Source organism: Enterococcus sp. (assembly GCF_022711995.1).
Taxonomy (GTDB): domain Bacteria; phylum Bacillota; class Bacilli; order Lactobacillales; family Enterococcaceae; genus Enterococcus_D.
Genome location: NZ_JALAHI010000119.1, coordinates 1 through 10,109, shown reverse-complemented (window position 1 = coordinate 10,109; position 10,109 = coordinate 1). Strand labels below are relative to the sequence as shown.

Below are 10,109 nucleotides of genomic sequence, written 5' to 3'. Positions count from 1 at the left end.
TTTTTATACTTTTTCTGAATAAACAGAGATATCTTAATTATAGAATGAGACAATCTTAAAGAAACGTCAATCAATATCCTCTTTCAATAGAAAATTGTCCTTTTCTCTTTGTACCTCTTATTACAGAAACTAAGATCCAAAATCGACCAAGAATTATTTTCCCATGATAGACAAAAATTTTCTAGTTTAATAAATTTCATGAGAACCGAATAAAAACGAAGGTGTGGTGACAAAGGGAAAAAGACCGGCTTACTTTCTTAGGTAAACCAGGTCCTTTCTATAAAATAATTATCTTTAGATTTTAAAAATCAGCTGTTTTCAACTAGCACCGTGTATGAATTGTCGGTTTTGAAAGGGTCCTCCTTTATTGTTCATCTCCCGGGACTAGAACGATTTTACGTTTTTCCTCATTTCTTTCAAGGACCGAATGGGCCCAAGAGGCATCGGAAAAATGTTTGATGAGAATATTGTTTTCCAGTAATTTCCCCTGACCAAAATAGCGATTTATCTGCTCCCCAGCAGATTGAAGTTGAGAAATAGTAGCTAAACTAATCACAAAACCCTTGATTTGTTTATTCTGAGTATAGAAAGACTGCACAGAAAAAGCAGCTGGTGGAATCGGCGCTGTGATGATTCCTAGGACACCATTAACTGTTAAGCAATCTAGATTTGATTGTAAAGAGACTTTTCCAGAAGTATCAATCACAAAATCGATCCCATGAGGATGCTTTTGCTGAATTAGCTGAACTAGATCATCTGTATGATAACTGTAACATTCTTGACTGCCTATACTACGGAGCTCACCAAAGGAATCGGGGCGACTCGTTGTTAGTACATGAGCACCTAAATCGCAAGCAATCTGAATCAACTTTTTTCCTAAATGTCCCGCTCCTCCCTCAATCAACAGTGTGCTTTCCCCAGACAGATTGAGCACATCCTTCAATAAAATAGTAGCTGTGGCTGCTGAATGCACGGAAGCAACAAGTCGCAATGGATCACAGTTTTCCGGCACGCGAAATAAGCGCTCCTCTGGAACGGCAGCGAGCGTACTAGTCACTCCTTGACGGCCTTCGTAGCCCATACTGTTGGTCCAAACCCAATCTCCCGCTTTAAATTTGCTAACTTTCTTCCCAACATCAATGACTTTTCCTACTGCATCCCGTCCAATAATAAAAGGCAAAGGAATGGGTGTTTGGTACTTACCAGAACGAATAAAGGTATCGACATGATTTACTGCAACACCGCGCACTTCAATCAAAACTTCATTTGACGAAATCTCAGGATCTGGTAAAGTTTCGATTACTACGTTTTCTGGTGATCCAATGTGCTTGATTACTGCTGCTTTCATGTTTCTTATCTCCTTTTTTATCCTCATGACGACTTAAATAAATTTTTAACCTTCCTTCTTGTTATACCGCCAAAATCGAAGGTTAAAACCTTTTTTATTTTAAAAATCTATTATTGAGGACCGTTTGTCAGAGTCCAAGTTAATTGTCCTTCATATGCCCCTTTTTGATCGGTCGGATGAACCGTCATTCGAAGACATTCTGCGAGTTTAATCTTAGCAGCTCCTTTGCCTTCAAAAATCAGTTGATCTTTCGAGTTGATTTGAGTGATCTGGTCATGGTTAACAATACTCAATCGATTCTTTAATCGATCTCCGTGGTTGTTTTGCAGTGGCTGTTCTTCGCGAACAGACAGGCGCCACTCCTTCTTTTTTGCGCTTGTATCAGTCACTCGTATTTCTTGATCACTTGGCAGATTCACAAACTCATCCGAAACTGGGATTTCTTGCACTTTGAAATCGAGGCTGTCTGGTATCTCGAAGCGAGGTCCAACGTACTTGACAATGGTACTAGCTTCAGAGGATAAGTTATTCAACGATGCCACTGCAATGACTTTCGTCCCTTCTTTTTGTTGTGGAATTGGCAACAGATATTTTCCACTCTTATTGACTCTCCCTTTTGCGATTTCGTTATCATTCACTTTGATTATAATTTCTGCTTCTGGCTCAGCCGTTCCACTTACTTGGGTACTTTCGGTGGTCAATGCATCAATCGTAGTTGGAGCGATTTCTGTTTTCTTTGAAAAACTGCCGCCAGCAATTTTCCCAACTTTTCCTGAATCAAAATTCTTTAAGAAAACTGCATTAGTTGATTCCAAGTCTAACGTTCGTTGCCCAGTTGTATAAGTATCTAGAACAAAACTTGCGGTTAATGGACCTTCATAAACAGCATCTGGTTCTTCGGATTCGGTATTCTTAATTTTCCACGTACTTAGTCCTTTTAAGGAATCAACACGGACAGTTGTTGGGAGTGCATAGGCACCCAATGCAGGCCCCTTACTGTTGGAAATCTTGAAATTAGAATCATTAAGGAGATTTAATGTATTACCAGTTTGGAGTGTTGCCTGCAATCCTTCAGAGGAGGCAACCAATGTCCCATTGCTTTTGACTGTCACTGATCCGTTAAGAAGCAAAATCGCTTCTTCATCAGTTACCTTTGAACTTACGTTTAATGTTCCGGCATGATCAACTACCATGCTTCCTCCAGCTGCACTGCGAATCGCAGAGTCCACATCGGAGTCAATCGTGACATTCCCGTGGACAGCAACGTTTCCATTGGGATTATACATAGATAGCCCTAATCCTTTTGCAGCTACTTTTATGTTTGCTCCCAGACCAACATTGATGCCATCACCTGTATTAAGAGCAATGTAATTTGCAGTATCTGTACATTTCACCTTCGCATCATTGGCAATGTTTAATTGCTTTCCTTGAAATACTTCTTGTAAATTGGCACTTGCTTCAATGGTTCCTTCTAAATTTGCTGTTCCATTCGCCAAATAAATGAACTGATTTCCTGTTGAAGTCACGTTCTTATAGTTAACAGTCACGCCTGGATACTCGGACCAGAAAAGTGGATAGATGGATTGATTGGTTAGGTGAATGTCTTCGATCCCACATACAGCATTGTTCAAAGCTACACCAATTGGTTGATAATTCATATCAATTGTATGCCCATTTCCCAAAATCTTTTTATTACTGAAGATATTAAATGGTTCCAATATTTTAATATCGTGAGCTAAAGAAATTATTTGTGTCTTTGAATTAAGCAAGGCAGACTTGAATTCAGAGTATGTGTTCACCGTCACAGAGTTTTCTGTGAATGTTTTTTTCAAGTCTTTTTTTGCACTGTACTCTTTTTCTCCTTTTGCTTGTCCGAAATCGAATCTCCAGTTGTATTTAAAACTTTTTGGTCATTGGCAGGTTGTTCGTCACTCGTTTTAACTGCTGTAATTGAGGAGGAAGACTCAGAATGCGGAAGTTGAGATTCCGCTATTGAACATTTGGATGAACCATTCTTGAATGAATCAGTACTGGTTGCACTCTCTGAACTTGCGGAAGTTGTTCCTTTCTCTTCAGCAAAGCCTACATTAGTTTTACCGATACAGCCAGCTGTTAATGTGATAAGCACTAGTAAACAATAGATTTTTGCTTTCTTTTTCATGTCACTACTCCTTCATCTTTTTTGGTTATTCCTTTTGTCCATCGGTCATTCGGTTACTTTTAGTCGTAAAGGATCTTATTTTGTATAAAAAGATATCCCTTCGGCCTTTTCCCATTCGTATAACAATCGTTTAATCATCACTTCGCGTAACTAATTTTCTTATGGCTATCATTGATTCCGTGATCTTTCCACATAGTTAAACCATTCAATACTTGGGTTAGTCCTCGAATTGAATACTTAAAATCTTCACTTTCTTATAGGCTGGATCAGCATACAATTTCATTCTCCCATGAACAATTCATTGAATCTAGCGCAATATTTTTCTTGAAAATTGAAAAAATACTATCAACGAAGAAAGACTGTGGAAAAAATAGTTTTTTTTCAAAATTAGATGGGGTCAAGTATGTATTTTAGAGAAGATAATCCATAGCGTTTTTCAAAGAATAACAACTGATTACTGAATGATACTCAATTAGCACCATAAAAAAAGCCGTCTCTAATGGCTAAAGGGAACGCAGTTTTCTTCTATTTGATCCATAGAAAAAGATCTGGAATGGTAACTACCATCTCAGATCTTCTTTCGTTTTTATGCAATTTGTTAAAAACACCTATTGAGTATTCTCAAATGTTTCAGCCGATCATTCTTATCATTCTTTAGCCTAACAGAATCTCGTACACGATATATAGTTCCCAAGCCGATAGTTTTATTTTATAAAATTGCTCTAATGTATAAAAAATCATTTGTGCATTTTGATAAAAAGGTTTCTGGTTTATTTTTAACTCATTGATGTCTACTGGTACGGGGTAATCTTCGGCGCCAAGAATCGTTCGCTCCACCATTAACGCCAAATGCATCATTAAGTTGAATTTCATTTTTGCATTCAGTCTCAAGTTGAACCTTTTTTCGCACTTCTCTACCACATCTTCTACTTGACGAATAATGACGTCAGGATTCAGAAACTCAAGCTTTTCTGATAGTCCTTCTTTCGAGAAAAAGTGGATAAACTCTTTTACTAGTAATGGCACGCTATTTGGATGAATCAAGCTTTTCAGTTGTTTATTTAGATGTCCCTCTGCATCTTCATCTAATGCATCGATCAAATTGATACTAGGAACAGCTGCCGAATTATCTAAATAAGAAGTAGTTACGATCAATGCGGTTTCTTTCAAGTAACCTTCTTCTGATGAGGCGCGCTCTAATGTATTCACTAGTTCACTATAATTCAATACGATCAGCTTGATATCAGGATTAAAATATTTCTCGCAAATGGTTTTGATTTGTTTGGCGACGTCTCGACCAGATATACTGGCTATGATGACATTCTTTTCTACTGCAAACCCTTCGAAATATTGAATATTCGTAACAAAATTTTGCTCTGCACTTTTGGCAATCTCATAAAAAAGATGTCCATTTATTAGCTGCTGGCCGATTTCTAATGCGAAAGAGGTGGTTAAATTATTGATCACTAAGAGTTCACCAAGAATCTGAGGCTTTAAACCTTTATACAGATGTGTCAATGAACCCATATCTACTAGCATAATGACCCCTTCAGAAGTATCTCTTTCTGATAGCCAATCGCTAACTTTCAAAACGATATCTCTTGCGGAAGAAGACAAAGGCATGTTGATGGCATCAAAAACATAGTCACCACACATTTTATTTGCCACAGCTTGAATACTACTAGCGGTAGTATTTCCATGAGCAACAAGAAGCGCTTGATAGTAAATGTCTTCTGAAACTTTACCAATAAGCAGCACTGCCAGAAGAAAACTTGCTATTAGTTGAATCTCATCAGGTAATGACTTTGTTAAGTTTGTTGATAAAAGCAAGGTTCTTGGGAATTCTTTTGAAAGAAGATGGCGTTTCTCCGTTATTTTCTTTATGGAAATATCGTTTTGTAGAATCTTTAGTAAGCGACAAACTATGGAAACAGCCTCCTGTGTCAAAGCCGTATTATCAATCACTAATCGATTTTGTTGTTGAATGTTAGTGACAATGTTCACTGAAAGACTATCGTTCATCAAGGACATGGTATTTTCGTGATACTTATTATCAAAATCTCGCAGCTTTTCTTTCATAACAATGAAATCACTTATTTCAAGTAATGGTTTCAATTTATTCTTCAGAAGATGATGTTTTGCTGAAGTAGACTTTGGTGCTGGCGGATAAGTGATTTGAATAGTATGTTCATTATCCGATCCGATAAACAATGTCGAACTGTTTGGCGCTATCCGTAATGCATTGGCACAATCCATTCTTACTTGATTAGACAAACTGCCAATGTTACCTGGAAGTTCTTGTTGGGTTAAGTTAGAAAAAATATCATTTGAAATGACGATGCTTTTCTTGATGCGCTGTGCTTCCCGCTCAAATAAATGTGTGACTAGATCTACTCTCTCGAAAATTGGGCGTTCATGAAAAGAAGGTAAATCCACAATTACTGAAATTCGACGATAAAAAGTTGGCAGCAAGACTTCTTCCGGCACTTCTGTCGTCGCAAATAAGAGTCGCACATTTGCTTGGACCATCTCTGCTTCTTCGCCAACAGGGCGAAATCTTCCGGTATCCATAAATTGAAATAGCTTCTCCTGATTTTCATGCGAGAGGCGGTGAACTTCATCTAAAAATAATACCCCGTTGTCTGCCAAAGCTAAAAGTCCGCTTTTTTCCTTTTCTGCTCCAGTAAAGGCCCCTCGGGTATGACCAAATAGAATGGAAGACAATAACTCGGGGTTATTTGCGTAATCAGCGCAATTAAAGACCAAAAACTTTTCTGCGCCTGGACATTTTTTCTTTTGAAGATAATCAAAAATCAACTCCGCCAAAAAACTTTTGCCTACACCGCTCGCCCCATGTAAGAGCAAGGGCAGTCCTAATGGAGGGTATAAAACAGCTGACTTACACTTTTCAATGGCATTTTTTGCACTTCCAGTACTGCCTATATACTGAGAAAAGATGTCTTCCACAAAGGTGTTATCTGAAACGAGCTCCCAGAAGACAGGCTTTGTTCCAGCTTTACTTACGATGTTTTGATCCAGTAATTCATTTAAGTATAAACTCGTTGCAGAGCGGCTTAGCCCGATAGAGTTGGCAATTTCTTGTGTCGTCAAGGCTCTCCCTCGAGCTAATAGCTGCAGTATCTGTTCTCGTGTTTCTTTTCGCATATCTTTACCTCCCCTTAAAAAATACAGCATAGAAGAAAAAAAGTCACTCCACCTGTGTAAGAGAATCAGGTCTGCTATAGACGATCTAATTAGGGGAAGAAAATTTCTGCACTTTTAAAAAACGTGGATTGCTGCTCCAATTTATGCCTGATTAGAAAGCAATTGTGACAAAAGTAAAACGACAGCTTCTTCTCCAGTTTTTACTTGAATAATAGCTGATTCTCCCAGATCATCAAAGCGATTTAGCCAGATTGGGCGCCAGCCCGCTAATTGAGCGGGGATAATATCATTCGAGTAACTGTCGCCTAAATAATAGATTCGTTGCATTTGTTTTGGTAATTGTTTGGCTACTTTTTGGAAGCAGCTTACATTTGGCTTTGCATCACCCATCTCATCTGAGATAAACTGCCAGTTCGGATCAATAAACTGATTTAGCATTAATTGATCGATTTTATTCTGCTGCTGCAACACAAATCCATTGGTTAACACGCCACATAAGATCCCCCCTTTTTTTAAAGTTCGCAAAAGAAGCTCCATCTCTTTTGATAATGTTTGTTTACTTTGGCGCATATGGTAGTAGTCATCCAATTCAGAAGTCTTGATGCCAGATGTTTGCTGTAAAGCATGAAGAACTAGCTGCCAGCGCTCAGTTTTGTGGTTCCTATTTCCCTCTAAGTAGCTCTGGTAAATCTTTTCACTGTATTGACGAAAGTTCCGATACAACTGTTTCGAAGCAAATTCATTCAGAGATCCAGGAAAGAACTCCTGGATCGTCTCCTGGAAGGCACAATAATTATCTAACAATGTATCATCGATATCGAAAAAAACCGCCTGATCATTTAACATATTCCTAACAGCCCCAAAATAATACCAAGAAACATAATTCCAAACATCACAACGTTGACGTTTACTTTTTTCCGTAAGAGCCAAAAAGCAATCAATGTGACTGTTAACGGGACAATCCCCACAAATAACTGATCCAAATAATCTTGGATCTTCATTGCTTCCTTACTTCCTTCAACGCTTACTTCAAGAATTGTTTTAAACTTCACGTTGGATGCTGTCATTGAACCCATCATCATTAAACCAAGCATGCTAGATGCTTTCGTTAAAATCTTCATACCACCGGATTCATACATCCGCTGAATAAAACTAGCTCCAACCGAGTATCCGCTATAGAGTGCATAATAATGAATCAAGAAGGCAGGAACGTTATAGATCACTAAAAATAAGATAGCTCCTAATGGTGAACCAGTTGCTGCGAGTGAAATACCGATCCCAGCTGCAATGACCCGCAAAATCCCCCAAAAGAAAGAATCACCGATCCCAGAAATAGGCCCCATCAATGAAGCTTTTACCGCTGTAATCGAGCTTGGATCAAACTGGTCATCTTCGCTATTTTGTTTTTCCATAGATGCAACCAATCCCATAATGAAATTGTTAATATGCATCGTTGCATTAAACCAAGTCGTATGACGGACGATTGCCTCCGCACGATCTTCCTTCGATTGATAGAAACGATTGATTACTGGCAATAGCGTATAGATCACACCTACTGCGTGGTATTGCGTTGCCCCTGTACGACTGGCATTCATCGTCCATGAACGCCAAAAGACGGAGCGCATCATTTTCTTTTCTTCTTTGGATAAATTCTCTTGAAATTTCATGCGAAAAAGTCCTCCTCTTCTTCCGCTTTTGTCATCGGCCCAACACGGCGACTGTTCCCTCCATTATTCACGTCGCGGATCTCTAAGTCTCGTTGCGCACTGACCACACAGATCACTACACCAATAACTGCAACCGCAACAGCCGGTAATTGTAAATAAGCGGTTAGGACAAAGCCTAAAATATAAAAGACCGACAGCTTCTTGTCCCACAATAGTTTCATCAACATGGCAAATCCAACAGCTGGCAACAATCCGCCTGCTGCACTAAGTCCGTTCATCAGATTTTGCGGAATATTTTCAACAAATGTATTGACCGGACCACTGCCAACTAAAATACCAATAAAAGCGATAGAAGCAATAATCAAATAATAGATGAGCCATGTTCCATAATGCAAAAGTACAATCATTCTTTGATTGTTCTCACGAGCCGCTTTATCTAATGATGGAGCAAAAATATTCATGAATACATTTTTTAAAAACATCACTACGAATGCAGCTAACATACCGATCGGAACCGCTAATGTCATTGCTGCATTTTGTTCCACATTTGAAATAATTGCAAAAGTTGTTGCTAACGTTGTCGCTGTCACTGGTTCTGCAGCAATTACCCCACCAATATTTACATTTCCTAAAAAAACCGCCTCTAGAGATGCTCCCATTAGGATTCCGGTTTTCATATCCCCCATCAATATACCAGTTACCAGCCCCACTATTAAGGGGCGCTCTAGCATACTTTGGCCAGTTAAATAATTACCAGCAAAACAGATAAAGACTGCCAAAGCTGCCATCGTTGCATGCATTAACATTTCATTTTCCTCCTATTTTAAAGCATCTTTTAAACTTAATTGCGGATTAGATGGCAAAACCTGGTTGTAACAGGTAACACGATCCAAACGTACCAATTCCCTTGCTGCCGCTAATTCTTCAGGATTTAATTGTACACTCGGAAAAACCATCGTCTTTGTTGCCTTATCAGATTTATCGAACCGTCCAGCATTAGCAATATTCACCGTCTCAACGGTGGCAACATTTTGAGCGATTTTATTGGCATCTTTCACACTGTTTACAATCACAAAAATTCGTTTATCAGCTCCTCTAGGATCATTAAATAGTTGAATAGCCTCCTCGACGGATCGAATCAATAACTTCATCCCATTAGGCACAGCCATTTTCAATGTCATTTGCATCACTTCATTTTTCGCTGCTTCGTCATTAGCAACAACGAGTAAGGGAGCATTCAATTCTTTTGTCCAAACTACTGCCACTTGTCCATGAATCAGGCGATCATCTACGCGAATTTGTGTTATCATCTTTTTTCCTCCTATAAATTCTTCTTATTTATCTAAAAAAGTGCTTCTTCCTCTGGTAATTGAGTTGAAACTAAGCGAACCTGACAGTCATTGATTGCTTCATTGATACTTTTCTGAGTGAAACTTTCATTCTCGGAAGTCAGAACTAGTGTCAAAATAATTGCCAAATTACTGTTGGAAATGACAAAAATCTGCTCCTTCTTATTTCTCATCAGCTCTGTCACAGCTGTTTGATTGACACTACCACCATAAAGGTCAGTAAAGATAATGCCTTGCTCATCAACGCTGACCGATTTGATAAAGTCACTAATGATTGGTGTATAGTCGTCATTTGTCAAATACGCATCAACAACGACAAGATCAGCCCCTCGTCCAGCTAATATGGTCAATGAGTTTTGAAAACCGCTAGCTAGTTTTCCATGAGTGGCCACTAAAAATTTTTTTTTCATATCCTTCAC

General features: G+C 38.6%; 9 protein-coding genes. All 9 read right to left on the bottom strand.

Going from position 1 to position 10,109, the window contains the following annotated elements; translation table 11 throughout:
* Positions 1-364: 364 nt before the first annotated feature.
* The 9 genes from Q0A12_RS12075 to Q0A12_RS12035 all read right to left on the bottom strand — a co-directional run bounded on the left by Q0A12_RS12075 (position 365) and on the right by Q0A12_RS12035 (position 10,100).
* Entirely contained in the window at positions 365-1,348 is a 984-nt protein-coding gene (locus Q0A12_RS12075) for a zinc-binding dehydrogenase (protein ID WP_291292898.1), read from the bottom strand.
* A gap of 110 nt (positions 1,349-1,458) precedes the next feature.
* A complete protein-coding gene (locus tag Q0A12_RS12070) occupies positions 1,459-3,147 on the bottom strand; it encodes a pectate lyase-like adhesive domain-containing protein (protein WP_366031346.1) in 1,689 nt (562 codons plus the stop codon).
* 29 nt (positions 3,148-3,176) lie between these two features.
* Positions 3,177-3,509, bottom strand: coding sequence for a hypothetical protein (locus tag Q0A12_RS12065; RefSeq protein WP_291292896.1), 333 nt, complete (start codon positions 3,507-3,509; stop codon positions 3,177-3,179).
* Between the two features lie 654 nt (positions 3,510-4,163).
* Positions 4,164-6,674, bottom strand: a complete 2,511-nt coding sequence (locus Q0A12_RS12060) for a sigma 54-interacting transcriptional regulator (protein ID WP_291292895.1) — start codon at positions 6,672-6,674, stop codon at positions 4,164-4,166.
* Between the two features lie 141 nt (positions 6,675-6,815).
* The gene (locus Q0A12_RS12055) at positions 6,816-7,520 is read right to left on the bottom strand and encodes an HAD family hydrolase (protein WP_291292894.1); all 705 of its coding nucleotides are present in this window, start codon (positions 7,518-7,520) and stop codon (positions 6,816-6,818) included.
* Positions 7,514-8,341, bottom strand: coding sequence for a PTS system mannose/fructose/sorbose family transporter subunit IID (locus tag Q0A12_RS12050; protein WP_291292893.1), 828 nt, complete (start codon positions 8,339-8,341; stop codon positions 7,514-7,516). The genes Q0A12_RS12055 and Q0A12_RS12050 overlap by 7 nt, the downstream gene beginning before the upstream one ends.
* On the bottom strand, positions 8,338-9,147 hold the full coding sequence (locus Q0A12_RS12045; RefSeq protein ID WP_291292892.1) for a PTS mannose/fructose/sorbose/N-acetylgalactosamine transporter subunit IIC: 810 nt from the start codon (positions 9,145-9,147) through the stop codon (positions 8,338-8,340). The genes Q0A12_RS12050 and Q0A12_RS12045 overlap by 4 nt, the downstream gene beginning before the upstream one ends.
* Before the next feature lie 12 nt (positions 9,148-9,159).
* A complete protein-coding gene (locus tag Q0A12_RS12040; protein ID WP_291292891.1) occupies positions 9,160-9,651 on the bottom strand; it encodes a PTS sugar transporter subunit IIB in 492 nt (163 codons plus the stop codon).
* Positions 9,652-9,683: 32 nt separating this feature from the next.
* On the bottom strand, positions 9,684-10,100 hold the full coding sequence (locus Q0A12_RS12035; RefSeq protein ID WP_291292899.1) for a PTS mannose transporter subunit IIA: 417 nt from the start codon (positions 10,098-10,100) through the stop codon (positions 9,684-9,686).
* Between the last annotated feature and the right edge of the window lie 9 nt (positions 10,101-10,109).